Annotated in this window: 25 protein-coding genes and 1 riboswitch; of the genes, 12 read left to right on the plus strand and 13 right to left on the minus strand. The window is 72.3% G+C overall.

The window, feature by feature from the left end; translation table 11 throughout:
- Positions 1 to 27: 27 nt before the first annotated feature.
- The 3 genes from AC1DUE_RS00565 to AC1DUE_RS00575 all read left to right on the plus strand — a co-directional run bounded on the left by AC1DUE_RS00565 (position 28) and on the right by AC1DUE_RS00575 (position 3,159).
- Positions 28 to 1,080, plus strand: coding sequence for an NAD(P)-dependent alcohol dehydrogenase (locus AC1DUE_RS00565; protein WP_477037433.1), 1,053 nt, complete (start codon positions 28 to 30; stop codon positions 1,078 to 1,080).
- A gap of 128 nt (positions 1,081 to 1,208) precedes the next feature.
- Positions 1,209 to 1,931, plus strand: a complete 723-nt coding sequence (locus tag AC1DUE_RS00570; protein ID WP_477037434.1) for a YqjF family protein — start codon at positions 1,209 to 1,211, stop codon at positions 1,929 to 1,931.
- 49 nt (positions 1,932 to 1,980) lie between these two features.
- The gene (locus AC1DUE_RS00575) at positions 1,981 to 3,159 is read left to right on the plus strand and encodes a low temperature requirement protein A (RefSeq protein WP_477037435.1); all 1,179 of its coding nucleotides are present in this window, start codon (positions 1,981 to 1,983) and stop codon (positions 3,157 to 3,159) included.
- 53 nt (positions 3,160 to 3,212) lie between these two features.
- Here the strand turns inward: AC1DUE_RS00575 and AC1DUE_RS00580 are convergent, their stop codons facing one another.
- Positions 3,213 to 3,896 (minus strand): PadR family transcriptional regulator, encoded by a 684-nt coding sequence (locus AC1DUE_RS00580; RefSeq protein WP_477037436.1) that lies wholly within the window; start codon positions 3,894 to 3,896, stop codon positions 3,213 to 3,215.
- 259 nt (positions 3,897 to 4,155) lie between these two features.
- On the opposite strand from AC1DUE_RS00580, the gene AC1DUE_RS00585 reads away from it, so the two are divergent.
- The 5 genes from AC1DUE_RS00585 to AC1DUE_RS00605 all read left to right on the plus strand — a co-directional run bounded on the left by AC1DUE_RS00585 (position 4,156) and on the right by AC1DUE_RS00605 (position 8,137).
- Complete coding sequence (locus tag AC1DUE_RS00585) at positions 4,156 to 4,524, plus strand: YciI family protein (protein WP_477037437.1); 369 nt, start codon at positions 4,156 to 4,158, stop codon at positions 4,522 to 4,524.
- Positions 4,521 to 4,865, plus strand: coding sequence for a YciI family protein (locus AC1DUE_RS00590; protein ID WP_477037438.1), 345 nt, complete (start codon positions 4,521 to 4,523; stop codon positions 4,863 to 4,865). The genes AC1DUE_RS00585 and AC1DUE_RS00590 overlap by 4 nt, the downstream gene beginning before the upstream one ends.
- A gap of 338 nt (positions 4,866 to 5,203) precedes the next feature.
- Complete coding sequence (locus tag AC1DUE_RS00595) at positions 5,204 to 5,434, plus strand: YciI family protein (protein ID WP_477037439.1); 231 nt, start codon at positions 5,204 to 5,206, stop codon at positions 5,432 to 5,434.
- 161 nt (positions 5,435 to 5,595) lie between these two features.
- The gene (locus AC1DUE_RS00600; protein WP_477037857.1) at positions 5,596 to 7,014 is read left to right on the plus strand and encodes an RNA polymerase sigma factor; all 1,419 of its coding nucleotides are present in this window, start codon (positions 5,596 to 5,598) and stop codon (positions 7,012 to 7,014) included.
- 181 nt (positions 7,015 to 7,195) lie between these two features.
- Complete coding sequence (locus AC1DUE_RS00605) at positions 7,196 to 8,137, plus strand: hypothetical protein (RefSeq protein WP_477037440.1); 942 nt, start codon at positions 7,196 to 7,198, stop codon at positions 8,135 to 8,137.
- Between the two features lie 105 nt (positions 8,138 to 8,242).
- Here AC1DUE_RS00605 and AC1DUE_RS00610 read toward each other — a convergent pair whose 3' ends face one another.
- Positions 8,243 to 9,487, minus strand: a complete 1,245-nt coding sequence (locus tag AC1DUE_RS00610) for an Nramp family divalent metal transporter (RefSeq protein ID WP_477037441.1) — start codon at positions 9,485 to 9,487, stop codon at positions 8,243 to 8,245.
- A gap of 485 nt (positions 9,488 to 9,972) precedes the next feature.
- On the opposite strand from AC1DUE_RS00610, the gene AC1DUE_RS00615 reads away from it, so the two are divergent.
- Complete coding sequence (locus tag AC1DUE_RS00615) at positions 9,973 to 11,073, plus strand: N-acetyltransferase family protein (RefSeq protein ID WP_477037442.1); 1,101 nt, start codon at positions 9,973 to 9,975, stop codon at positions 11,071 to 11,073.
- Positions 11,074 to 11,104: 31 nt separating this feature from the next.
- On the opposite strand, the gene AC1DUE_RS00620 is transcribed toward AC1DUE_RS00615, so the two are convergent.
- Entirely contained in the window at positions 11,105 to 12,058 is a 954-nt protein-coding gene (locus AC1DUE_RS00620; protein WP_477037443.1) for an AraC family transcriptional regulator, read from the minus strand.
- Positions 12,059 to 12,138: 80 nt separating this feature from the next.
- Here AC1DUE_RS00620 and AC1DUE_RS00625 point away from each other — a divergent pair, with 80 nt between their 5' ends.
- The gene (locus AC1DUE_RS00625; protein ID WP_477037444.1) at positions 12,139 to 12,927 is read left to right on the plus strand and encodes a Rossmann-fold NAD(P)-binding domain-containing protein; all 789 of its coding nucleotides are present in this window, start codon (positions 12,139 to 12,141) and stop codon (positions 12,925 to 12,927) included.
- Positions 12,924 to 13,355, plus strand: a complete 432-nt coding sequence (locus tag AC1DUE_RS00630; protein WP_477037445.1) for an anthrone oxygenase family protein — start codon at positions 12,924 to 12,926, stop codon at positions 13,353 to 13,355. Before AC1DUE_RS00625 ends, AC1DUE_RS00630 begins: the two co-directional genes overlap by 4 nt.
- On the opposite strand, the gene AC1DUE_RS00635 is transcribed toward AC1DUE_RS00630, so the two are convergent.
- The 4 genes from AC1DUE_RS00635 to AC1DUE_RS00650 form a co-directional block, all read right to left on the minus strand.
- A complete protein-coding gene (locus tag AC1DUE_RS00635) occupies positions 13,342 to 14,106 on the minus strand; it encodes a hypothetical protein (RefSeq protein WP_477037446.1) in 765 nt (254 codons plus the stop codon). The genes AC1DUE_RS00630 and AC1DUE_RS00635 overlap by 14 nt on opposite strands.
- A 163-nt stretch (positions 14,107 to 14,269) precedes the next feature.
- Positions 14,270 to 15,253 (minus strand): ABC transporter ATP-binding protein, encoded by a 984-nt coding sequence (locus AC1DUE_RS00640; protein WP_477037858.1) that lies wholly within the window; start codon positions 15,251 to 15,253, stop codon positions 14,270 to 14,272.
- On the minus strand, positions 15,247 to 16,986 hold the full coding sequence (locus tag AC1DUE_RS00645; RefSeq protein WP_477037447.1) for an ABC transporter permease: 1,740 nt from the start codon (positions 16,984 to 16,986) through the stop codon (positions 15,247 to 15,249). Before AC1DUE_RS00645 ends, AC1DUE_RS00640 begins: the two co-directional genes overlap by 7 nt.
- A 4-nt stretch (positions 16,987 to 16,990) precedes the next feature.
- A complete protein-coding gene (locus AC1DUE_RS00650) occupies positions 16,991 to 18,055 on the minus strand; it encodes a thiamine ABC transporter substrate-binding protein (protein ID WP_477037448.1) in 1,065 nt (354 codons plus the stop codon).
- Positions 18,056 to 18,124: 69 nt separating this feature from the next.
- Positions 18,125 to 18,240: riboswitch (TPP riboswitch) on the minus strand.
- 59 nt (positions 18,241 to 18,299) lie between these two features.
- Between AC1DUE_RS00650 and AC1DUE_RS00655 the strand changes: the two genes are divergently transcribed.
- Positions 18,300 to 18,584 carry a DUF4235 domain-containing protein gene (locus tag AC1DUE_RS00655; RefSeq protein ID WP_477037449.1) on the plus strand — a complete coding sequence of 95 codons (285 nt, stop codon included), beginning with the start codon at positions 18,300 to 18,302 and terminating at the stop codon, positions 18,582 to 18,584.
- A gap of 84 nt (positions 18,585 to 18,668) precedes the next feature.
- Here the strand turns inward: AC1DUE_RS00655 and mnhG are convergent, their stop codons facing one another.
- From mnhG to AC1DUE_RS00685, 6 genes are read right to left on the minus strand one after another with little or no spacing between them, the layout of a single operon-like run.
- Positions 18,669 to 19,043, minus strand: a complete 375-nt coding sequence (mnhG, locus tag AC1DUE_RS00660; RefSeq protein ID WP_477037450.1) for a monovalent cation/H(+) antiporter subunit G — start codon at positions 19,041 to 19,043, stop codon at positions 18,669 to 18,671.
- The gene (locus AC1DUE_RS00665) at positions 19,040 to 19,438 is read right to left on the minus strand and encodes an MrpF/PhaF family protein (RefSeq protein ID WP_477037451.1); all 399 of its coding nucleotides are present in this window, start codon (positions 19,436 to 19,438) and stop codon (positions 19,040 to 19,042) included. The genes mnhG and AC1DUE_RS00665 overlap by 4 nt, the downstream gene beginning before the upstream one ends.
- A complete protein-coding gene (locus AC1DUE_RS00670) occupies positions 19,435 to 19,986 on the minus strand; it encodes a Na+/H+ antiporter subunit E (RefSeq protein ID WP_477037452.1) in 552 nt (183 codons plus the stop codon). The genes AC1DUE_RS00665 and AC1DUE_RS00670 overlap by 4 nt, the downstream gene beginning before the upstream one ends.
- Complete coding sequence (locus AC1DUE_RS00675; protein ID WP_477037453.1) at positions 19,983 to 21,524, minus strand: Na+/H+ antiporter subunit D; 1,542 nt, start codon at positions 21,522 to 21,524, stop codon at positions 19,983 to 19,985. Before AC1DUE_RS00675 ends, AC1DUE_RS00670 begins: the two co-directional genes overlap by 4 nt.
- A complete protein-coding gene (locus AC1DUE_RS00680) occupies positions 21,521 to 21,988 on the minus strand; it encodes a Na(+)/H(+) antiporter subunit C (RefSeq protein WP_477037454.1) in 468 nt (155 codons plus the stop codon). The genes AC1DUE_RS00675 and AC1DUE_RS00680 overlap by 4 nt, the downstream gene beginning before the upstream one ends.
- Positions 21,985 to 25,002, minus strand: coding sequence for a Na+/H+ antiporter subunit A (locus AC1DUE_RS00685; RefSeq protein ID WP_477037455.1), 3,018 nt, complete (start codon positions 25,000 to 25,002; stop codon positions 21,985 to 21,987). The genes AC1DUE_RS00680 and AC1DUE_RS00685 overlap by 4 nt, the downstream gene beginning before the upstream one ends.
- Positions 25,003 to 25,005 lie beyond the last annotated feature (3 nt).

A 25,005-nucleotide genomic window follows, 5' to 3' on the forward strand; every position in this document is an offset into this window, starting at 1 on the left:
CCCCACCGTCGTCTCGAGGAGACCGCTGTGTCCCTGACCGTTCCTGCGCTGCTCGCGCCCTCCCCCGGCGCGAAGTTCGAGCGCGGCGCCGTCGACCGTCGCGAGCTCCGTGAGCACGACGTCCTGATCGACATCGCCTACGCCGGCATCTGCCACTCGGACATCCACCAGGCACGCGAGGAGTGGGGCTCGGCGATCTTCCCGATGGTCCCCGGGCACGAGATCGCGGGCGTCGTCTCCGCGGTCGGCTCCGGCGTCACCCAGCAGTCCGTGGGCGACCGCGTCGGCGTCGGATGCTTCGTCGACTCCTGCCGCGAGTGCGCGCGCTGCCTGGACGGCGAGGAGCAGTTCTGCGAGCGCGGCAACGTGGCCACCTACAACGGCCGCCAGTACAGCGGCGAGCCCACCTACGGCGGGTACTCGACGCAGATCGTCGTCGACGAGAACTACGTCCTGAGCATCCCGTCCGAGATCGCCCTCGACGTCGCCGCGCCCCTGCTGTGCGCCGGGATCACGCTCTACTCGCCGCTCAAGAACTGGGGCGCGGGGCCGGGCAAGAAGGTCGCGATCGTCGGCCTGGGCGGGCTCGGGCACATGGGCGTCCAGCTGGCGCACGCGCTCGGCGCCGAGGTCACCGTGCTCAGCCAGTCGCTGTCGAAGGAGGAGGACGGCCGTCGGCTGGGCGCCGACCACTTCTACGCGACGAGCGACCCGGCGACGTTCTCGTCGCTGCGCGGGACCTTCGACCTGATCATCAACACCGTCTCGGCCGACATCGACCTGGACGCCTACCTCCGCCTGCTCGCGTTCGAGGGGTCGCTGGTGTTCGTCGGCCTCCCCGAGAACGCGCTGTCGTTCCGCGTCTTCTCGCTCACCGGCGGCCGTCGGTCGATCTCCGGCTCGAACATCGGCGGCATCCGCCAGACGCAGGAGATGCTCGACTTCTGCGCGAAGCACGGGATCGCCTCGGTCGTCGAGACCATCACCGCCGACGAGGTCGACGCGGCCTACGACCGCGTCGTCGCGAGCGACGTCCGCTACCGCTTCGTCATCGACACGTCGACGATCCCCGCCGACTGACCGGCCCCTGCTCCTCGATCGACTCCGTCTGGCACCTCCGCCTCTGGTGCTCGGCGTGGTGCGCTTGCGGTCGTCGTCGCGGGACCGTGAGCCTGCCCTCGTCGACGCCTGACCGTACGGTGGCTGGCGTGGACCCCATCCAACGCGTCGCACCGCCGCTGACCGGGCGGGCGATCCTCACCCAGGAGTGGCAGAGGGTGAGCATCCTGCACTGGCGTGTTCCTGCCTCGTCGGTGTCGGCGTTCTGCCCGCCCGGGACGCGTCCCGACGAGCACGACGGCTCGTCGTGGGTCGGCCTGGTCGCGTTCTGGATGGCCAGGTTCCGCGTGGTGCCCGGGCCCGCGCTGCCCTACATCGGCGACTTCCCCGAGATCAACGTCCGGCTCTACACGGTCGACGACGACGGCCGGCGGGGCGTGCTGTTCCGGTCGCTCGAGGCGTCGCGCGCCCTGACCGTGCTGGGCGCGCGGACCGTCATGAACGTGCCGTACCAGTGGGCGCGGATGTCGCTGCGGCGCACCGACGACCTGCTCGACTACCGCTCCACGCGCCTGACCGGCTCGCGTCCGTCGTCGCGGATCGTGGTCCGCCCCTCCTCCACGCCGGTCCTCGACGACCCGCTCGCCGACTTCCTCACGGCCCGCTGGGGGATGCACACCGTGATCCGCGGACGGACGCGGTTCGTGCCGAACGAGCACGAGCCGTGGCCGCTGCGCCGGGCGTCCGTGGTGTCCCTGGACGACGAGCTCGTCGCGGCCGCGGGTGTCCCGATCTCCGGCGCGCCGGAGTCGGTGCTCTACTCGCCGGGTGTGCACGCGCGCTTCGCGGTGCCGCACCCGCCGGTGGCCTGATCGCCGAAACCCTCGCACGGACCGTCCTGCGTCCGGCAAGGTGAGGCCCGTGATCCGACGCCTCGGCCTGCGGACCTCTCCCGAGGGGCACCGCGTCACCACCTTCGAGCTGTTCTTCGATCTCGTCTACGTCTACGCGTTCACGCAGGTCAGCCACCTGATGGCCGAGTCGCACGATGCGCTCGGCGTGCTCCAGGCGATGATCGTGCTGGGGCTGCTCTGGTGGACGTGGTGCTCGTACAGCTGGCTGGCCAACCAGTCGCCCGCGGACCAGGGCGTCCTGCGCATCGGGATGTCGGTCGCGATGGCCGCGATCTTCGTCGCGACCCTGGCCATCCCCGAGGCCTTCGAGGACCTGCCGGGCGGCCTGGACGGGCCGCTCGTGCTCGTCGTCGCGTACGGGCTCGTGCGCGTCGTCCACATGTCGCTCTACCTCGTCGCGGCCGGCGACGACCGGGGCCTGCGCCGGCAGGTCGTCCGCACCCAGCTGGTCGCGATGCTGCCGGCGTTCGCCCTGCTGGTGGTCGGCGCCCTCGTCGGGGAGCCCGCACAGACCTGGATCTGGCTCGGCGCGATCCTCTGGGACCTCGGCCTCACGCTGATGACGGGCATCGGCGGTGACTGGCGGCTGCACTCCCCGTCGCACTGGGCCGAGCGGTACGGGCTCGTCGTCATCCTGGCGCTCGGGGAGTCTGTCGTCGCCATCGGCATCGGGGCCTCGCACGAGCCGATCAGCGTCCCGATCATCGCCGGCGCGGTCCTGTGCATCGCGCTCGCGCTCGTCCTGTGGTGGGTCTACTTCCTGGGCAGCGCCGAGCACGCCGAGCACGCGCTCGCCCGCAAGGACGGCGTCGCCCGGGCCGAGTACGCGACGCTCGCGTACACCTACCTGCACTTCGTCCTCATCGCCGGCGTGGTCGTGGCCTCGCTCGGCGTGGAGGAGGCGATGGCGGAGGTCGGGTCGTCGGAACCGTTCGGCCTGTTCGGCGCCGTGCTGCTCGGCGGGGGCGTCGCGGCGTACGTCGTCGGGACCGCCGTGCTCCTGCGATCCAGCGGTCACCGGTGGCCGTGGGTCCGGCTGGTCGGCGCCCTCGCACTGGTCGCGGTCGTGCCGCTGCTGGCGTCCTGGCCGGCGCTCCCGGGCCTGGCCCTGGTGGTGGTCATCGCCTACGCGTGCGCCGTCGCCGAGGTCCGCCGAGGTGCGCGGCTGGCCGCAGCTCGCGCCTGAACGACGACGGCCCCCACGACCGGAGTCGCGGGGGCCGTCGGTTCCTGCGGAGGTCAGGCCTCCGCAGGGGCGTCCTGGACCGGCGCGTCGCCGGCGAGGATCAGGTACAGGTCCCGGCGCGAGCGCTCGAGGACCGCGAGCGCGGCCGTGGCCTGCTCGTCGGTGCCCGTGCGGACGACCTGGTGGGCCGCCGCGGCGAGCGCCTCGAGGGCACCGCGCAGGTTGCGACCCGGCGAGGTGGGCCGGCTGGCGGCGTCCTCGAACGGGCTGCCGAGCTGCTCGGCGTTCTCGGTGACGTACGCGGTGCCGGCCTCGGTGAGGCTGGCGAGCTTGCGACCGGACTCGGCGGTGATGACCACCAGGCCCTCGTCCTCGAGCAGGCTCAGCGCCGGGTAGATGGCGCCCGGGCTCGGCCGCCACTGGCCGCCGGACCGCTCGCCGATCTCCTGGATCAGCTGGTAGCCGTGCATCGGCTGCTCCTTCAGGAGCAGCAGGACGGCGGCTCGGATGTCGCCGCGTCCGGCACGCCGACCGGGTCCGCGGCCGCCGAAGCCGGGTCCGCCGAAGCCGGGTCCGCCGAAGCCGCGGGGGCCCCGGGGGCCGCCGCCGTGCTCGCCGCGGGGGTAGAAGGCGCCGCGGCGCGGGTCGAAGCCCTCGCCGTACGGAGCGCTCGGGAAGTCGCCGCGGCGCTGACGGCCGCGAGGATCAGACGTCTCATCGTGTGTGTGGTGTCGCATGAGTGGTTCTCCTTGAAGGTTCGGTGCCCGGGCCTGTACGGCCTGGGGGCGTCGCCGGCTGGCGCGGGATCGCGTCGGGCTCTGCGGCGTCCGGGAGGTGTTGCTCTCCACCGGATGTCGTCAACGATATATCGTTGATAGAACTTTGACAAGTCCTATCGATACATCGGCTCAGGTTGTCGATTTTCGCGACCCTCGCGCGTCATCCCCCCGACGGGGCACAGTAAGGGGGCCCCGACGAGACCCGAGGAGACCAGCGATGAGCGCGACGTGGATGGTGTTGCTGTACGGCGACGAGGGGTTCTGGGAGTCGGCGTCGCAGGAGGTCAAGGACCGGATCATGGGCGAGCACCAGGCCTACGCGCAGGCGTGCGCCGAGCAGGGCTTCAAGATGATCGGCGGCGAGGAGCTCGACTTCTCGTCCAAGGCCCTGAACGTCCGCCGCAGCGAGGGCGGTCCCGTCGAGGTCACCGACGGCCCGTTCAGCGAGACGGCCGAGTACCTCGGCGGCTACTACGTCTTCGAGACCGACGACCCCCACGGCCTCGCGAGGCTGACCGGCGAGATGCTGGTGACCGACGGCGGCCGGGGCGGCGCCGAGCTGCGGCCGGTCATCCTGCACCCGTGACCCGGTACCTCGTCCTGATGTACCAGGACGAACGCATCTGGGCGTCGGCCGACGAGGCGCTGATCGCCCGGTACTACAGCGAGCACGACGCGTACTCGACCCGGGCCGCCGAGTTCGGAGTCACGATCGAGGGCGGCGAGGCGCTGCGGTCGGTGTCGACGGCGACGACGATCCGGCGTGCCGGCGAGGACGCGACGGTCTGGGAGGGCCCGTTCGCGGAGACCGCCGAGCAGCTGGGCGGCTACTACCTCGTCGACGCACCCTCGGTGAGCGCCGCGATCGACCACGCGCGGCTCCTGCCCGAGTACACGATCGAGGTCCGCGAGATCGCACAGATGTGATGTCGATCCGTCCCGACCCCGACCGTCATCCGGTCATCACCGTCCCCCCGGAAAGGGAACCGACATGACCGAGTACATGGTGCTGCTGCACCGGTCCGAGGAGCGCGACGCCGCCCTGACCCCGTCAGAGTTCGCTCAGGCCCGGGCCGCGCACGACGCGTTCCAGACCTTCTGCGCCGACAACGGCTGGCCCATCAGCAGCGGCGCGCCGCTCGCCTCGGCCGCCCSGGCGCGCGKCCTGCGCCCGGCCGGCCGGGGGGGGTGTCCGACGTCGCCGGCGGGCTCGTCCTCAACGGAGAGCACGTCGAGATCCGCGCGACCGACCGCGAGTCGTTCCAGTGAAGTTCGTCGTGCTGGCCTTCGGCTCGTCGCTGCCGTCCGGCGTCACGCTCGCACCCCCGGACACCGGCACACTGGTCGTCGACAGCGCCGTGCACCCCTCGGGTTTCGACGGGGTCGCCGCGGACCTCTCCGGGTTCGCGCTGGTCGACGCCGCGTCGCTCGACGAGGTGCTCGACACGCTCCCGTCCGAAGGAACCTACGAGGTGCGGCCCGCGGAGGTCACGTGACGGAACCGCTCTTCGACGAGCTCGCCGACCCGTCGGCCGCACCGCCCGACGTGTCGACGGGTCCGGCCACGGACTCCGCAGATCCGTCCTCGCCCTCCCCCGAGGAGCGTGAGGCCGCCGCCGTCGCCCTCGCCGCCGCGTGGCAGACGTCTTGGTCGCGCCTGATCGGCCTGCTGATCGGCCAGTACGCGCGTCCGGACCTGGCCGAGGACGCCGTCTCGGACGCGTTCGAGGCCGCCGCCCGGCACTGGCCCGTGGACGGCGTGCCGACGAACACCGGCGCCTGGCTGCTCACCGCGGCGCGCCGTCGCGTCCTCGACCGACTCCGTTCCGAGGCGGTCCATCGCCGGAAGGAACCCTTGATGGTGGTCGACGACGAGATGCGCGCCGCCGCCGCGGCCGTCGTCGACCCCGGGGCACACCTCGCCGACGAGCAGCTCCGGCTGATCTTCGCCTGCTGCCATCCCGCGATCGCGCCTGACGACCGCGTCGCCCTGACGCTGCGCTTCGTCGTCGGCCTGACCACGACCGAGATCGCCCGGCTCCTGCTCGTCCAGGAGACCGCCATGGCCGCCCGGCTGACCCGCGCCAAGAAGCGGCTCGCCTCCTCGGGCATCCCCTTCGCGACCCCTCCCGCGGCCCGCCTCGACGAGCGCCTCGATGTCGTCGCGACCGTCGTCTACCTCGCCTTCACCTCGGGGTACCACCCGGGCGTGGGCGCGGTCCCGCTACGCGTCGACCTCGGCGACGAGGCGATCCGCCTCCTGCGCGTCCTCGACTCCCTGCTGCCGGGCCGCCCCGTCGTCCGCGCGCTGCTGGCCCTCCTGCTCCTGCAGCACTCCCGTCGCGACACCCGGCTCGCCCCCGACGGCACCCTGGTCCTGCTGCCCGACCAGGACCGCTCCCGCTGGCACCGCGACGAGATCGCCGAGGGCATCACGCTCCTCGAGTCCCTCCCCCCGACCCTCCCGACCGCCGGCACCCCCCGCCCCCGGACCGCCGCACCCTCATCGGCGGGCGGGCCGTCATTTGCGAGCGGGCCGTCATTGACGAGCGGGCCGTCGGCGGGCGGGCCCCCGTCCGGGAGCGGGCGCTCGCCGGCTGGCGCGTCCTCGTCCGGGGCCGATCCGTCGTCCGTCGACGCACCCGCCGACTCGTTGACCACCTCGACCGCCTCGGTCGTCTCACGCCTCGCCGAGGAGTACCGGCTCCAGGCGCTCATCGCCGCCGAGCACGCCACCGCCCCGACCGCCGCCGACACCCGCTGGGACGTCATCGCCGGCCTCTACCTCCAGCTCGAACGACTCACGGGCTCCCCGGTCGTCCGCCTGGCCCGCGCGGTCGCGGTCGCGGAGGCCTCGGGCCCGTCCGCAGGTCTGCTGCTCCTGGACGGACTGGAGGAGCAGCTCCCCCGACACCACCGCGTCCCGGCAGTCCGAGCCGAGCTCCTGGTCCGCGCCGGCAACCCGACCGCCGCGGCGACGGCCTACCGCGAGGCCCTCACCCTGGTCACCAACCCCACAGAACGCACCCACCTGGAGTCCCGCCTAGCCGCCCTGGACTCCCCACCCGCCTCCTGACGCCTGCGCCCCATCTCGCAGACGAACGCGGCAGTTCCTCCCGAACGCGGCAGTTGCTAGTGCCGCGTTGGTGTGGAACTGCCGCGTTCGTCGGCGGGGCTGACCCGTCCCCAACCCCGGCCGCTCGACGACGCACCGACCGCTGCCCTTGGGCGCCCAGGGGTCAGTGACCATCGCCTCCATGCCTGTGCGCCCCGGATCCCCGCTCGAACGTGCCTCGATCAAGAGTCCGCCGATACTCCTCGCACGCGACCACGCGCCGGATCAGCTCGCGCGCGGGATCGCTGACGGACGCCTCATGCGAATCGGCCGCGGCGTGTACGTGCGTGCAGCGGGAACTGCGGGCGCTGAGGCCCTGGCTCTCGCCAGGATCCTGGGAGTTCAGGCGAGGATGACGTCCGAGCACTGCTTCAGCCACGCGTCGTCGGCTGTGCTCCACCGGCTTCCGCAATGGCAGGTGCCGACGCTCACCCACGTGTACCAGGCGTCCGCACCCAGCTCTCGACGAGATCAGCAGATCGTCCGGCACCACCCGATGCCGCCGGAGGGGGACATCACTGTTGCTCACGGGATACCGGTGACCTCGCTGGCTCGAACGGCGTGGGACTGCGCGGTGACGATGCGACCGGTCGCGGGTCTCGTCCTTCTCGACGGCGCCCTGCGGGCCGGTCTGTCGCGCGACGAGCTCGTGCTGCGCGCCGGGTCGGCAACCGGAACGCGAGGCTCTGCACGCGCTCGGGCCCTGATCGAGCTCGCAGATCCTGGGGCCGAGTCACCAGGCGAGAGCACGTGCCGTTTCGCTCTGCTGCGAGACGGGTTCCCGCCGCCGGTGACCCAGCTGGAGGTGCGCACTCGGCTCGGCACCTTCTGGGCTGACATGGGTTGGCCTGAGTGGCGATTGCTCGTCGAGTACGACGGACGGAGCAAGTACGGGAGCTCGGACGCCGACTTCGTCCTGCGCGAGAAGCGCCGTCACGATGCGATCGTCGAAGCGGATTGGCGGTGCATTCACGTCACGCGCGAGGACCTCCGCACGGCAGGCGATCTCGCTCGGCGCCTGCTGCCGCACCTCCCCGAAGAGGCCGCCGGCGCGATCCGCCGGCGCAGGGTCCTGTCCGGATGACGACCGCGGCAGTTTGTCTCCAGCGCGGCAGTACCTAGTGCCGCGATGGCGACATAGTGCCGCGTTCGCGGCTAGGCCGGGTCGGCACTCGGCGACCGGCGCTGGTCAGCCCAGGGCTAGCAGGAGGATCAAGGTCAGGTTGAGGGCTACCACCAGGGCGACGACCAGCAGGAGGGTCGCGTGGAGGCGAGGGCCGTTGCGGTAGCGACCCATCACGGAGGCCGAGCGGGTCAGGCGGACCAGGGGGATGACCGCGAAGGGGATGCCGAACGAGAGGATCACCTGCGAGATCACCAGGGTCCAGGTGGGGTCGGCTCCGATGGCCAGCAGGACCAGCGCCGGGATGAGCGTCACGGCTCGGCGCACGATCAGCGGCACGCGACGGTGCAGCAGGCCCTCCATGATCGTCGCTCCGGCGTAGGCGCCGACGGACGTCGAGGCGAGGCCCGAGGCCAGGAGGCCGATCGCGAACGCGATGCCGATGCCGATACCCAGTGCGGCGACGATCGCGTCGTAGGCGCCGGGGATCGAGTCGGTTCCGGAGACGCCGCGCAGCGCGGCCGCGGCCAGGAGGAGCAGACCGATGTTGACGATGCCCGCGATGGCGAGCGCGGTGCCGACGTCCCAGCGGGTCGCGCGCAGGATCCGGGGGACGTCGGAACGGGCGCCGTGGCGGTCGCGGGCGAGGGCCGAGTGGACGTAGATGGCGTGCGGCATGACGGTCGCGCCGAGCATCGACGCCGCGAGCAGCACCGAGCCGGGACCGTCGAACCGCGGGACCAGCCCGGACAGCACGCCGCGCGCGTCGGGCGGGACGACGAACAGGCCGGCCAGGAACCCGACGGAGATGATCGCGAGCAGGCCGACGATCACCAGCTCGAACCGTGACTGCCCGTACCTGTTCTGCGTGAGCAGCAGGAGCAGCGAGACGACGCCGACGATCAGCCCGCCCAGCGGCAGCGGCACCCCGAACAGCAGGTTCAGGGCGATCGCGCCGCCGACGACCTCGGCGATGTCGGTGGCGGCGGCGACGAGCTCCGCCTGGGCCCAGAAGGCGAGCCGCGGACCTCGTCGCAACCGCTGGCCGAGCAGACCCGGGAGCGACTGCCCAGTGACGAGCCCCAGCTTCGCGGACTGGTACTGGACCAGCACGGCCATGGCGTTGGCGACGACGAGCACCCACAGCAGCAGGTAGCCGTAGCGCGCGCCCGCCGTCAGGTTGGCGGCGACGTTGCCGGGGTCGACGTACGCGATCGCCGCGACGAAGGCGGGTCCGAGCAGGAACGCGAACCGGCGCCGGGACGCCGCGGCGGGGGCCTGGTCGACATCGACCTCGGCGCTGCTGCGCATCTGCTCTCCTAGAAGTTCGGTGAACCGAACTTATGCTACCGGACGTACGGATCCGACGGAGCCGACCTGCACCGATCGCCAGCGAGAACCGCCGCGACCGCGCGAACCTCCGCACCCGCGTGGCGGCCGTGGTCCGAGGGCGCTGACGCTGGAAAGGCCGCAACGTCCGCGCTCATGAGGGTTATAGGCCACACGAACGCGGACGTTGCGGAGGAAAGGGCGAGAGAGCTGAGGCGCCGGGCGCGAGGGGCAGGGCGTGCGGCAGGAGGTGAGGGGCGGGGCGCGAGGGGCAGGGCGCGAGGGCAGGAGGTGAGGGGCAGGGCGCGAGGGGCAGGGCGCGAGGGCAGGAGGTAAAGGGCGGAGGTGAGGGGCGGGATGCGGGGCGGGAGGGGCGGGGAGAGCGCAGGTGAGGACTGAGCGCCTGCGGGCGCTCGACGGCGAAAAAGGGGTCGACCTGCACGGCCCCGGGCGGGAGGGTGGACGACATGACGACGTGGTCGATCCGCGAGATCCCGCACCTGGAGGGCACGAGCGACCCGGAGGCGTGGTTGCTGCACGGGCTGGTCCGGGTGCAGAACGCGACGCTCCTGGACACCTGGGGCACCCGCGACTTCGAGCGGGCGGCGCACGAGATCCTCGGCGCGCTGCACGACCAGGCGTACGTCCGCAAGGTGCGGCTGGTGGCCGTGCGCGAGGGCGGGGACGCCAGCCCGGACGACGCCCTCGGCTACGCCGCGTTGAACATGCCGCTGACGGACAACACCCACACGGCGATCGTCGAGATCGGCGTCGACCCGCAGCAGCGGCGCCGGGGCATCGGCTCCGACCTGTACGAGGCCGCGGTCCGGGTCGCGACGGACGCGGGCCGCACCACGTTCCAGGCGTCGACCGACCAGCGCTCCGAGCCGGAGCCTGGCCCGGACACGCTCGCGCCGGCGACGGGCGAGGGCCGCGTGCTCGCCACCGCCGAGCCCACCCGCTTCCTGACGAAACGGGGGTTCGAGCTCGGGCAGGTGGCCCGCTTCTCGGTGTTCGACCTCCCCTTCGAGCCCGACCACGTCGAGCGCCTGCGACGAGACGCCGCGGAGCACGCCGGACCGGACTACCGGCTCGTGTCGTGGGCGCACCACTGCCCCGAGGAGTGGCTCGACGGCTACGCGTACCTGGCCTCGCGGATGAGCACGGACACGCCGCTGGGCGAGCTCGAGCTCGACGCGGAGGTCTGGGACGGCGCCCGGATCCGCTCCACCGAGAAGCAGCTCGCGGAGCGCGGCCTGGGGCTCCTGGTGATGGCCGTGGAGCACGTCCCGACGCACACGCTCGCGGCGTTCACCGAGCTCATGACGGTGCCCGACAAGCCGGAGTTCGTCTACCAGAACGACACGCTCGTGCTCAAGGAGCACCGCGGTCACCGGCTCGGGATGCTGGTCAAGGCGGCGAACCTGCAGCGGCTCGCGTCCGAGCTCCCCGCCGTGCGACGCGTCGGCACCTGGAACGCCGAGGAGAACTCCTACATGCTCGCCATCAACGTCGGGCTCGGCTTCCGCCCGGCCGGCGGGTCGGGCGAGTGGCAGCTCAAGCTCTAGTCGCGACGAGGCGAGGTGCGGCCCCGCGCGCTCAGGCGGGCGTCGCGACGAGGTTCGCGCGGTACTGCTGCGGGCTGACCTGGTGCTCACGCTTGAACGCGGTGGAGAAGGCGAACGGCGTGCCGTACCCGACCTGCCGCGCGACGGACGCGACGGTCGCGGAGGGCTCCTCGAGCAGGTCGGCGGCGAGCGACATCCGCCAACCGGTCAGGTAGGACATGGGCGGCTCGCCGACGAGGGCCGTGAACCGCCGGGCGAACGCGGCGCGGGACAGCCCGGTCGTCGCGCCGAGGCCCTCGACCGTCCACGGCACGGCGGGCTGCTCCTGCATCAGGAGGAGGGCCTTCCCGACGACCGGGTCGGCCGATGCTCGGTACCAGCCGGCGGCGTCGGCATCGGCGTCGGCCGTGGACGCGAACCACCACCGCAGCACCGCGATGAGGACGAGGTCGAGCATGCGGTCCAGGACGGCGACCTGCCCGGGCTCGTCGCGGGAGATCTGGGCGGCCAGGTAGTCGATCAGGGCACTGGGCACGTGCTCCCGGGGCGCGACGACGATCGCCGGAAGCCCGGTCAGCACGCGCTTGCCGACCATCGTCTGCGACTCGTAGGCGCCGGTCAGGACGAGCGTGCTGCCGTCGGGCGAGTTGCCCCAGGTGCGGACGCCGAGCTCGGTCATCGGCGGGGCGTCGGACCCCAACCAGACGCAGACCTGGCCCGGGTCGATGCGGACCTGGGCCTCGGTGGAGGGGTCGTCGGCGATCGTGTAGTCCTGCGTCCCCCGCAGCACCGCGACGTCACCGGCCCGCAGCAGGACCGGATCGCCGTCCGTCGGGATCAGGTACGCATGACCGCGCACGAGGGCCAGGACGGTGAGCGGCGACCGGTCCTCGGCGCGCAGGGCCCAGGGCGGTTCGAGCGAGCAGCGCAGCACGAAGGCACCGCGGGCGGACGGCCCGGCGAGCACCGATGAGAGCGGGTCCATCCACCCAGCGTAGACGTTCACGTATGACAACGCGCTCCTCAACCATTCAGACGCTCGCCGAACAGGGCTCAGATGGACGCATGACAACCTTCATCGCCGGCGGCACCGGCAAGACCGGCAGCCGCGTCGCAGCTCGTCTGGAAGCCCGTGGACTCGACGTCCGACGCGGCTCACGTAACGGCACCCCGCCGTTCGACTGGGACCGACCCGACACGTGGGAGGCCGCCCTCGACGGCGTCGACCGGGCGTACATCGCCTACGCACCGGACGTCGCCGTCCCCACCGCGCCCGACCACCTGGCGGCGTTCGGCAAGCACGCGAGCCACCTCGACGCGATCACGCTCCTCTCCGGCCGCGGCGAGCCGCAGGCGCAGGAGGCCGAGGACGCGCTCCTGGAGGCTGCCCCGCAGACCACCGTCCTGCGCGCCAGCTGGTTCGCGCAGAACTTCTCGGAGGGACTGTTCCTCGAGGCGGTGCGCCACGGCGTCCTCGCGCTGCCCGTCGGCGACACCCCGGAGCCCTTCCTCGACGTCGACGACCTCGCGGACGCGGCGGTCGCGACCCTCGTCGACACCCGTCATGCCGGCGAGCTCTACGAGCTGACCGGACCTCGCCTGCTGTCGTTCGCCGACGCCGTGCGGGAGATCGCCGACGCCGCCGGGCGGGAGATCGCGTTCCGGAGCATCGCGCCCGAGGACTTCCGGCCCGAGGGGATGCCGCCGGACGACCTCGACCTGGTCCTCACGCTCTTCCGTGAGCTGTTCGACGGCCACAACGCGCACCTCAGCACGGGCGTCCACGACGTGCTGGGCCGCGAGCCGCGTGACTTCACGGCGTTCGCGCGGGCCAACGCGGACGTGTGGCGATGAAGCTCGCAGCAGCCGTCGGGTCCGCGGTGAGCGGCGGCATCCTCCTCGCGTTCTCCACGTTCGTCATGCCCGCGCTCAACCGGCTCGGCCCGGAGAGGGCCACGGTCGCGATGAGCTCGATCAACGTGACGGCGCAGCGGCCCCCGCTGATGATCGTGCTGTTCGGTACGGCCGTCCTGACGGTCGCGACCGGCATCGCCGGCGTCAGGCAGCGCGACGGGCTGCTGATCGTCGGCTCGGCTCTGTTCCTGGTCGGCGTGATCGGGACGACGGCCGGCATCAACGTGCCCCTCAACGACGCGCTCGCCCAGGGCACGACGACCTGGGTGGACTTCTACCGGTCCTGGATGGTCGCCAACCACGTCCGGTCGCTGGCCGGCATCGCGGCCGCGGTCCTCATCGGGACGGCGGCGATCAAGGCGTCCTGACGGACCGCGGCATCGACGCAGCCCACCAGTGGTCCCAGCGGTCGCGGACCTCGGCGAACGTGCCCTCGTCGAGACCGTACGTGGACAGGATGGCGCCGACGGTGCCGTGCGGCGGGGCGGCCGCCGCGGGCGTCTCCATGATGACGAAGTAGATCGCGCTGATCCCGTGCAGCCGCAGCCCGAACTGCATGGGCGTCATGTAGTCGACGGTGCCGCCGAGCAGGGTGCCGTCGGGTCGGCGGGCCTGCACGTGACCGCCGACGGGGACGCTGCGGATGTCGGCGATGCCGGCGTGGTCGAGGAGCCGGTCGCCCGGGCCGCCCGCGTCCAGGCCGAACACCGACAGCGTCCGTCGCTCCTCGCCGGGATGGACGGTGACGGCGAAGGCCAGCTGGTGCACGAACGCGATCCAGCCCTCGTCGACCTCGTCGCGGATCCCGTCGTACGACGACGTCCCCTGGTGGCTGCGGCGCGTGACCGACAGGCGCGTGTGGCCCGGCAGGGACACGGTCGACCGGGCGGTGAGCACGTCGTGGTGCGGCCAGGTCAGCGTGTGGATGGTGGCCTCGCCGACGACGTCGTGCGCCTCGACCGGCTCGGCGTCGAACATCGAGGCGATCTCGGCGTCGAGCCCCTCGTAGTCCCAGCCGAACCAGCGGTGCACGAGCCTCGGCTCGCGCAGGTACGGCCACAACGTCGCGAGCGGCACGGGGATGTCGACCGACACGACCTCACGGTTCTCCAGCGTCATCGCTGCTCACCTCGCCCTCTTCCCACCGACGGTAGCCCGGGGCGTCAGGAGGGGAAAGCCGGGGACGCTCGTCGACGAGGACTTCTCCACGACGATCACCAACGGCTCGTCGTGACCGATGTCCGCCTCGACCTTGCGGAGCCTCCCGTCCCGGTCGACGAGGTCAGAGCGGGAGGACGGCCAGCGCGTCCGGCTCGACGCCCAGCTCGACCACGTCGCCGGGCACCCAGCGACCGCCGACGGGACCGAGCGCCGTCACCGCGCCGATGCCGTCGACCTCGACGCGGACCTCCGAGCGGCCCCGGCGGGAGGCGACGCCCGTGACCGTGCCCTTGGCAACGCCGGACCGCCCGACGACGAACGCGCCCTCGGCGAGCGCGATCGTCGAGTCGTCCCGGAGCCGGGTGCCGAGGGCCTCGCGCAGCGGGGCGGCCGCGTCCACGGACGCGGGGACGAACGCCTCGTACCCGAGGAACGAGGCGACCTCGCGAGAGGCGGGTTCCCGCCACAGCACGGCCGGCTCGGCGACCTGCAGCAGGCGCCCGGCTGCCATCACGCCGACGCGGTCGGCGACGGCGAAGGCCTCGTCGTGGTCGTGCGTGACGAACAGGGCGGTCGTGCCGGTCGCGACGAGGGCAGCGCGCAGGTCGACGGCGAGCCGCTCGCGCAGCGTCCGGTCGAGGGCGGACAGCGGCTCGTCGAGGAGCAGCAGCCGCGGCTGCGGGGCGAGCGCCCGGGCGAGGGCGACGCGCTGGCGCTCACCGCCGGACAGGGTCTCGACGGACCGCGACCCGTACTCCGAGAGCCCAACGAGCTCCAGCAGGCCCGCGACCGACGACCCCCGCGGCAGGCCGTACGCGACGTTGCCGGCCACGTCCCGGTGCGCGAAGAGCTGGCCGTCCTGGAACATCAGGCCGAACCCGCGCCGGTGCACGGGCACCCCCGCCAGGGACGACCCGTCCCAGGAAACCGACCCGGAGGCCAACGGCTCGAGACCCGCGACCGCGCGCAGCAGCGACGACTTGCCGCAGCCGGACGGACCGAGCAGCGCGACGACCTCGCCGGCGTGCACCGCCAGCGAGACGTGGTCCACCGCAGTCGCCGGTCCGTACCGGACCACCACGTCGTCGATGTGCAGCGTCACCAGTCGCCTCCCGCCCCGGCCGTCCGCAGCTTCTCGCAGGTCGCGACGATGAGCGTGGTCAGCACTGCCAGCACCACCGACGCCGCGAGCGCCATGCCGTAGTTGTCGGGCCCGGGCCGGCCGATGAGCCGGAAGATCACCACGGGCAGGGTCGGCCGGTCGGGTCGGGCCAGGAACGACGTCGCGCCGAACTCCCCCAGCGACGCCGCGAACGCGAACCCGACGGCCAGCCCCAGCGACCGCAGGGCCAGCGAGAGGTCCACGGTCCGCAGCACCCGGAACGGCGAGGCGCCGAGCGTCGCGGCGGCCTCGCGCAGCCGCGGGTCGATCGCGCGCAGCACCGGCAGCACTGTGCGGACCACGAGCGGCACGGCGACGACGGCCTGCGCGATCGGCACGAGCAGCGGGCTCGTGCGCAGGTCCACGGGCAGCCCGAACGGGTGGTGCATCGACAGCAGGAACCCGAACCCGACAGTCACCGCGGACACCCCGAGCGGGAGCATGAAGAGCGCGTCCAGCCCGACGACGGCGCGTCGCGCGGCGGCGCGTCGAGGTCGTCGCGACACGACGAGGGCCACGAGCCCGCCGACCACGAGCGCGATCGTCGTCGCGTCGACCGCGATCCGCAGCGAGTTCAGCGCGGCCTGCCAGACGGTCACGGTCAGCGACCCGCCCGTCGTTCCGAGGGCGGTGTAGTTGTCCAGCGACCAGCCGCGCGGGGTGTGCAGCGACCGGACGACGAGGTTGACCAGCGGCGTCGCGATGAGAAGGACGACGACCGCCGTGACCGCCGCGGCCGCGAGCGACAGCCCGTGCCCGTCACCCGGCGGCATGCCGGCGGGCCGGCGCAACGACAGGGCACGTGCCGGCTCCGACGAGAGGGCCAGCGCGCGCTCTCGTCGCGACCTCGCCCGTCCGGCCACCACGAGCACCCCGGCGACGACGACGAGCTGGACGACGGACAGGACGGCGGCGGCGCGCAGGTCGAGGAACTGCGTGGTCTGGATCCAGATCTCGGTCTCGATGGTGCCGAACTGGAGACCGCCCAGGATGAGCACGGTGCCGAACGCGGTGGCGCAGAACAGGAACGCGAGCGAGGCGGCGGAGGCGATGGCGGGCGTCAGGGCCGGGAGCGTGACCGTCCGGAACGCCTTCCACGGGGAGGCGCCGAGCGCGCGGGCGGCCTGCTCGGCGCGCGGGTCGAGTCGCTCCCACAGCCCGCCGACCGCCCGCACGACGACCGCGTAGTTGAAGAACACGAGGGCCGCGACGATGGCCGCGAACGTGCCGTCGAGCTGCAGGAACCCGAGCGGTCCCCCGTCCACGAGCAGCGACCGGAACGCGACGCCGACCACGACCGTCGGCAGGACGAACGGCACGGTCACGAGCGCCCGGACCACCGCCCGCCCGCGGAACGAGTGCCGGTAGAGCACGTACGCGCCGGGCACCCCGAGGAGCACGGAGATGATCGTCGCCAACGTGGCCTGCGCGACCGTCAGCCCGATGATCCGCCAGGTCCGCTCGCGGGAGAACACCTCGGCGAACCCGGACAGGTCCAGGTGCCCGTCGACCACGAACCCCTTGCCGATCATCACCGCGACCGGCCAGGCGAAGAAGACGCCGAGGAACAGCAGCGGGACGACGACGGCCACCGTCCAGAAGGCGACGACGCGCGCCCGTCCCGACGACCGCGGCGCGTGGGCCGGGGTCGCGGGACGGGCGAGCGTCGTCGTCACGGGATCAGCCGATCACCGTGGCGGACCACTGCTCGAGCCACGCCTCACGGTTGGCGGTGATGTCGGCGGGGGAGACCTCGAAGGGCTCCGTCGCGAGCGGCGCCCACGACGCCCACTCGGCGGGCAGGTCGACGGACGAGCTGACCGGGTACATGTACATCGACCCGGGGATGTCGGCCTGCACCTGGTCGGAGAGCAGGAAGTCCAACAGCTTCTCGGCGCCGGTCGGGTTGGCGGCACCCGTCAGGACGCCCGCGTACTCGACCTGCCGGAAGCAGGTGTCGAGCAGCGCGCCGGTGGTCGGGTCGGTGCCGCCCTCGGGCACGGTGAACGGCGGCGACGACGAGTACGACAGGACGATCGGCCGCGGGCCGCCGCCCCCGCCGCCGGAGAAGTCGGTCTCGTAGGCGTCCGACCATCCGTCGGCGATCTGGACGCCGTTGGCCTTGAGGGCGGACCAGTACGGCAGGTACCCGTCCTCGCCGAACGCGCCGACGGTGGCCAGCAGGAACGCGAGCCCGGGCGACGAGGTGACCGCGTTGGGTACGACCGTCAGGTCCTTGTACGCCGGCTTGGTGAGGTCCTCGAGGGTCGCGGGCTCGGGCGTGCCGTGAGCCGCGAACCAGGCGTGGTCCACGTTGATGCAGACGTCGCCCTTGTCGATCGCCGTCAGGGCGTCCGAACCGGCCACCGCGTACTCGGCGGCATCCTTCGCCGCGGGCACGGTGGACACGTAGTCCTCGACCACGCCCTCGTCGATCGCGCGTGACGCGAACGAGTTGTCGATGCCGTAGACCAGGTCGCCCAGCGGTGCGTCCTTGGTGAGCACGAGCTGGTTGACCAGGGTGCCGGCGTCGCCGGGCTGGACGACCTTGACGGTCAGCCCGGTCTCCTCGGTGAACGTGTCCAGAAGGCCGTCGGACAACGCGAACGAGTCGTGCGTGACGAGCGTGACGGTGCCGGTGCTGCCCGACGACGACGGGTCGTCGCTCGTACCGATCGCCGAGCAGGCGGTGAGCGAGGCGGCCGCCAGAACCGCGACCGCGGTGAGCGAGAGTGTTCTCGCCATGGGTGATGCTCCTCCTTGGTCGAAAAGGAGGGGGTCGTCGCGGGAACGCCCCGAGGGACGCGACCACGAGGACTGAGAAGCCCGACTCCCTACGCCGGTATCAACCGGATCAGGTTCGAGGGTCTGCGGAGGCCCGCACTCTCAGCGTCCAGGCCCTGAGGCCTGACGCTCCCCTGTCGTTCGTCGGCGATCCTACGCCCGTACGGGGCGCGCCCGGGGCCTCGCGGCCAGTAGCGTGGCCCACATGTCCGAGAAGCCCAAGTCGTCCATCCTCGCGAAGATCATCGGCGCGGCCGCCACCCTGATCGCGGCGTGGCTGGTGCAGAAGGTCATCTCGAGCGTGTGGAAGGCCCAGACGGGCCACAAGCCGCCCACCGCCGACGACGACACCAACGCGAACCTGACCGAGCTGGTCACGGCCGCTGCGGTCACGGGCGCTCTCGTCGCGATCTCCCGGGTGCTCGCCACCCGCGGCGCCGCTCACGTGGTCGCCGCGATCGAGGACGACGACGACGACTACTTCGACTGACCGAGCCGCCACGACCAGGAGCGCCGCGCTGGCTGTTCGATCGGCGGGCGTCTCGATCTCGCCCAGAGCGCCGCGGGCGGCGGTCTAGTCCTCGCGCTCGGCGGACTGCTGGGTGGCCTGGGCCATGTCCGTGGTCAGCTCGTCGACCACCAGCAGGTCGTCGCGGATCTTGCGCGTGCGGTAGCCGGCCCGCCCGACCATGTGCGCGGCGACGGGTGCGGTGAGCATCTGGAACACGGCCACCAGCGCCAACGCCCAGACGGCACCCCCGGACCGCAGCCGCAGCGCGAGCCCGAGGAGCACGAGCACCAGCCCGAGCACCTGCGGCTTGGTGCCGGCGTGCATGCGCGAGAGCAGGTCGGGGAAGCGCAGCACGCCGACGCCGGCCGCGAACGCGAGGAACGCGCCGCCCAACAGGCAGATGGCCGACGCGACGTCGGCGACCGTGTCCCAGGTCATCGGACCTCCCCGTCGTGGCGCTCGTCGGCGTTCTCGCGGCGGCCCAGCCGGCGGGCCTCCTCGGCCTCGTCCTCCGCGGCGATCCGCTCGGCCTCCTCGGCGGCGATCTCCTCGCGGGTGCGCACGCGGCCCTCGCCCTCGGGCTCGACGGACGCGAAGCGGGCGATGGTCACCGACCCGACGAAGCCCACCATCGACAGGACGACGAGGATCGGCACCACGTCCGTGCGACGGTTGACGGCGGCGTAGATCGCCATCGCCGCGATCATCGTCGTGACCACGATGTCCAGGCCGACCGTCCGGTCGAGCATGGAGGGGCCCTTCTCCACGCGGATGATCGAGAGGGCCGCCCCGACGGTGAGCAGGACCCCGCAGATGATGACGACGACGGTCATGGTCGGCTCACCAGCCCTGCCGCCGCGAGCTCCTCGTCGGACGCGAACGCCCGCAGCACCCGCTCCTCCTGGTCGAGCACCGACTGCCGCGCCGCCTCGATGCCGCCGCTCTGGCGCACGTCGAGCACGTGCAGGTAGAGCTTGCCGGTGAGCCGGTGGGCCTCGACGACGAGCGAGCCGGGCACCAGCGACGTCAGCTCGGCGGTCATGGTCAGGTACAGGTCGGAATGGCTGCGCAGCTGCACGCCGATCACCGCGCCGCGCGGCTGGTAGCCGGGCCGCAGGGCGATGAGGCTGACCTCGAAGGACGCCCGCACGAGGTCGATCGCGAAGCGCGTGAACAGGCGGAGGATCCCCAGCGGCCGCAGGCGCCCGTGGAAGTCGATAGGGGCCATGCGCAGGCCGTTGGTGACCAGGAAGCCGATGATCAGGCCCGCGAGCACGTTGCCGACCGAGAGGTCGCCCCACAGCAGGACCCAGACGACGGTCAGCCACAGGACGGTCGGCCACTGGGTGTGCCAGCGCATCCGGCGGTGGTGAGGAGTCACCCGTGCCCACCTCCGCTCGCCGCATCGGCCGACTCGCCCTGCCCGCGCTCGCCGTCCGGGAGGACCGCGTCGATGTACGGGGTGCGCGCCTCCAAGGATGCCGCCGCCCGGTCGGTGTAGCCGTACAGCGGGCCGGCGAAGAATGTGAGCGCCAGGCCGACGCCGACGAGCGCCGCGGTCGGGGCCACCATGCCGAACGGCAGGCGGACGGGCGGGCGCACCTCCTCGGGGGTCTGCCAGAACGCCTTGTTCCACGCCTTCACCAGCGCGTAGAGCGTGAGCAGCGAGGTGACGACGCCACCTGCGACCAGGATGTACGTCAACGTGGTCCCTTGTTGTACGCCGGCCTCCAGGAGTCCGACCTTGCCCAGGAACCCGGACAGCGGTGGGATCCCGGAGAGGTTCATGGCGGGCACGAAGAAGAGGATCGCCAGCAGGGGTGCCGCCTTGGCCAGACCGCCCAGCCGGGTCAGCGACGTGGAGCCGCCCGCACGCTCCACCAGGCCCACCACCAGGAACAGTGCGGTCTGGACGGTGATGTGGTGCACGACGTAGTAGATCGACGCCGAGTAGCCGGCCTGCGTCGACAGGGCGATGCCGAACACCATGTAGCCGATGTGGCTGACCAGCGTGAACGAGAGCAGTCGCTTGATGTCGTCCTGCGCGACCGCGCCGAGGATGCCGACGAGCATCGTCGCCAGGGCGGCCCACATGAGCACGTCGTCGAGCTGGCCACCCGGGAACAGCAGCGTCTGCGTGCGGATGATCGCGTAGACGCCGACCTTGGTGAGCAGGCCGGCGAACACCGCGGTGACCGGTGCGGGTGCGGTCGGGTAGGAGTCCGGCAGCCACGCAGACAGCGGGAAGATGGCCGCCTTGATGGCGAACGCGAGCAGCAGCATCACCTGCAGGACCAGCCGGACGCCCGGGTCGATGTCGGGCAGGCGGAGGGCCAGCTGTGCCATGTTCACCGTGCCGCACGCGGCGTAGATCATCGCGATCGCGACGAGGAACAGCACCGAGCTCAGCAGGGCGACGACGATGTAGACCGTCCCCGCGCGGATGCGGTCGCCGCTGCCGCCCAGCGTGATGAGCACGTAGGACGCCGCGAGCAGCACCTCGAAGCCGACGTAGAGGTTGAACAGGTCCCCCGACAGGAAGGCGTTGGCGACGCCGGCGGCCAGCACCAGGTAGGTCGGGTGGTAGATCGAGACCGGAGCGGACTCCTCGTCGTCCTGCTGACCCTGCGCGAGCGAGTAGAGCAGGACGCAGAGCGTGACCGCCGCGGAGATGGTGAGCATGAGCGCGGAGAGCCGGTCCGCGACGAGGTTGATCCCCACCGGCGCGGCCCAGTCGCCGACGTCGACGACCACCGGACCGTCGTCGGCAAGCACGAGCAGGGTGATCGACGCCGCCAGCACCAGGCTGAGCGCCGTGACGCTGACGAGCCGCTGGAGGTTCGGGCGGCGGTAGAGCGCGAGCGCGAGGCCCGCGGAGAACAGCGGGATGACGACCGGGAGCGGGACGACCCAGCTCACAGGGCACCCCGATCCGTCTCGTCGCGGGCCTCGGCGGCCTCGTCGTCGAGCGACTCGCCGGTTCCCTCGGTGTCGGCGTCGGTCGTAGCCCGCTCGTCGCGCGCGGCGAGCCGGGCGATGCGGCGGTCCTCGACGTCGTCCTGCACCTCGTCGTGCTGGTGCAGCTGCCACGAGCGGTACGCCAGCGCGAGCAGGAACGCGGTCATGCCGAGCGTGATGACGATCGCCGTGAGCACCATGGCCTGCGGCAGCGGGTCGGACATCGGCCCCTCGCCCGACCCGACGATCGGGGGCCGGCCCGCGGCGCCGCCGGCGACGAGGAACAGCAGGTTGGCGCCGTTCCCGACGAGGATCACGCCGATCAGGACGCGGCTCAGCGACCTCTCCAGCAGCAGGTAGACGCCCGTCGCGAACAGCACGCCGATGGTGACGACGAGGACGAGGTTGGGGCTCATGTCGATCATCGAGCACCGCCGTCGTTGCTCGAACGAGCGCTGTAGGCGGTGATCCGCTCGGACGCGCCCACGCCGACCGGGTCCTCGCCCGTCTCGGCGCGACGGTCGATCTCCGCCCCGAGGCTGCGCAGGATGTCGAGCACCAGGCCGACGACGACGAGGTACACGCCGACGTCGAAGAACAGGCTCGTCACCAGGTGGAGGTCGCCGATGAGCGGGAGGTGGATGTCCCAGATCCACGACTCGAGCACCGACCCACCGACCAGCAGCGCGACGACGCCGACACCGGCCGACAGGAACAGCCCGAGGCCGAGCAGCAGGCCGGCCTGGACCGGAGCCGCCTCGCCGAGCTCGTACCGGCCGCCCGCGAGGTAGCGCACGATGAGCGCGATCCCGGTGACCAGGCCCGCCGCGAAGCCGCCGCCGGGCGCGTTGTGGCCGCTGAACAGGAGGAACACCGAGTAGACGATCATCGTGTGGAAGAGCAGCCGGACGACGACCTCGAAGACGATGGACCGCCGCTGCGGGGCGAGCGTCCGGCCCGCTTGCAGCCACTCGCGGTCGCGCGCAGCGCTGGACGGGACGTCGCCCTCGTCGTCGGCCGGCGGCCGGACCCGCAGCGCAGCAGCCGGGTCGCTCGACCCGCCCCACACCGCGCGGTCGCGCTTGGCGTCCTGCGCCCGGAAGATCGCGCCCGTCCGCCGGGAGAGGAAGACGAGCGACGCGACGCCGGTGGCCGCGACCAGCAGGACCGAGATCTCGCCCATCGTGTCCCAGGCCCGGATGTCGACCAGGGTCACGTTGACGATGTTCTTGCCGCCGCCCCAGGTCACGGCCTCGTCGGCGAAGTCCTTGGACACCGGCAGCTCGAGGCGTGCACCGGGCGCGACGAGTGCGACGCCGGCCACGACGAACCCGACCGCCAGCCCGATCCCGAGCCGCACCCACCGGCTGGCCACCAGGGGACGGTCGGAGAAGTACGGGGGCAGGCGTCGCAGCACCAGGACGAAGACCACGAGCGTGACGGTCTCGACGAGCACCTGCGTCAGCGCCAGGTCGGGCGCGCCGTGCAGCAGGTACAGGCCGGCCATCGCGTAGCCGCCGATGCCCAGCAGGATCACGGCCTTGAGGCGTCGCCGCGCGCGGGTCACCAGCAGCGCGGACGCGATCGCCGCCGCCGCGAACACGAGCTGGGCGGGGTCGTCCCACACGACGTAGTCGTCGGGAAGCTGCGTGCCGACGAGCAGCGGGCCACCCACCGCGACGACGAACACCATGAGGATCAGGCCGAGGTAGGTGGGCAGCGAGCCGCGCTGGGTGACGGCGGTGACGTCGGCGGCCACGTCGTCGAGGCGGCGCATGAACCGGCGGTAGACGTGGTCGGCCTCGGGGCCTCGATAGCGGTGCGACTGCCACCGCTCGACGCGGTCGCGCACCACGAACAGCAGCGCGCCGGACAGCAGGATCGCCAGGGTCAGCACGAAGGCCGGCGTGATCCCGGCCCACAGGGCCAGGTGCCCGGGCTCGCCCTCGGGGTAGGTGTCCGCGTACGGGAGCAGCAGGTGCTCGCCGAGCTGCGGCAGGAGCGCCACCGCGAGCCCGAGCACGCCGAGGATCATCGCGGGCCAGACCAGCAGCAGCGACGGGTGGCTGATCGGCGCCGGAGCCGCATCCTCCTGGCCGCCTGCGTGCAGCGAGACGCCCGGGGCGTTCTCGGTGACGCCCGCGGGGACCACCGCGTTCTTCGTCGCGAAGGCCCCCCACCACAGCCGCAGCCCGTACGCGACGGTCAGTGCCGAGCCGACGGCCACCGCCGCCAGGATCACCGGGTCGTGGTGCAGAGCCTCGAGCGCCGACTCCTTGGCCACGTACCCCGCGAACGGGATCAGGCCGATCATGCTCGCGGTCGCCAGGGCGCCGGCCAGCGCGGTGAGCGGCAGCACGCGGCCCACGCCGCTGAGCCGCCGCAGGTCACGCGTGCCGGTCGCGGCGTCCACCACGCCGACGACGAGGAACAGGGCGGCCTTGAACATCGCGTGCGCGCCGAGCATCGCCAGGCCCGCGAGCGCCGCGGCCCGTGTCCCGAGGCCCACCAGCAGGATGATCAGGCCGAGCTGGCTGACCGTGCCGAACGCGAGGATCAGCTTCAGGTCGTGCTGGCGCAGCGCCCGGTACCCGCCGAGCAGCAGGGTGCCGCACCCGAGGACGACGACGATCCAGTGCCACGTCGGGTCCAGCGAGTACGCGGGCGCGAACCGGGCGACGAGGTAGACACCGGCCTTCACCATCGCGGCCGCGTGCAGGTACGCGGATACGGGCGTGGGGGCGGCCATCGCCGCGGGCAGCCAGAAGTGGAACGGGATGAGCGCGGACTTGGTGATCGCCCCGGCCAGCAGGCACACGATGGCGACGGTCACCGCGGCGGTTCCCTGCGGCGGGTGCGCGATCACCTCCGACAGCCGGTAGGTGCCCGCGGCCTCGCCCAGCAGGATGATCCCGACGAGCATCGCCAGGCCGCCCGCGGTCGTGATGACGATCGCCTGCATGGCGGCGCGACGGCTCGCCTTGCGTTCCGCGTAGTGCCCGATGAGCAGGTACGACGTGACGGTGGTGAGCTCCCAGAAGACGAAGAGCATCATCATGTCGTCGGCCGTGACCAGCCCGAGCATCGCCCCCTCGAACGCGACGAACACCGCCGCGAACCGGCCCAGCCCGCTCGCGCTCGTCGTGAAGTAGGCCGAGCAGTAGACGAGGACGAGCGCGCCGACGCCGCCCACGATGAGCGTCATCAGCCACGACAGCGTGTCCAGGCGGAACGTCAGCTCGATGCCCAGCGACGGGATCCACTCGACGCTCTGCGTGGGACCGTCACCGCGCTGGACGGCCGACGTCCAGCTGAGCGCCCACACCGCCGCGCTGGCCGGTGCGAGGGCGAGGACCCAGAACGCCTTGCGACCCATGAGCCGGACGAGAGCGGGCGCGACGAGGGCGGCAACCACCTGGATGGCGAGAAGCAGCAGCAACGT

Source organism: Cellulomonas sp. P4_A2, assembly GCF_056402515.1.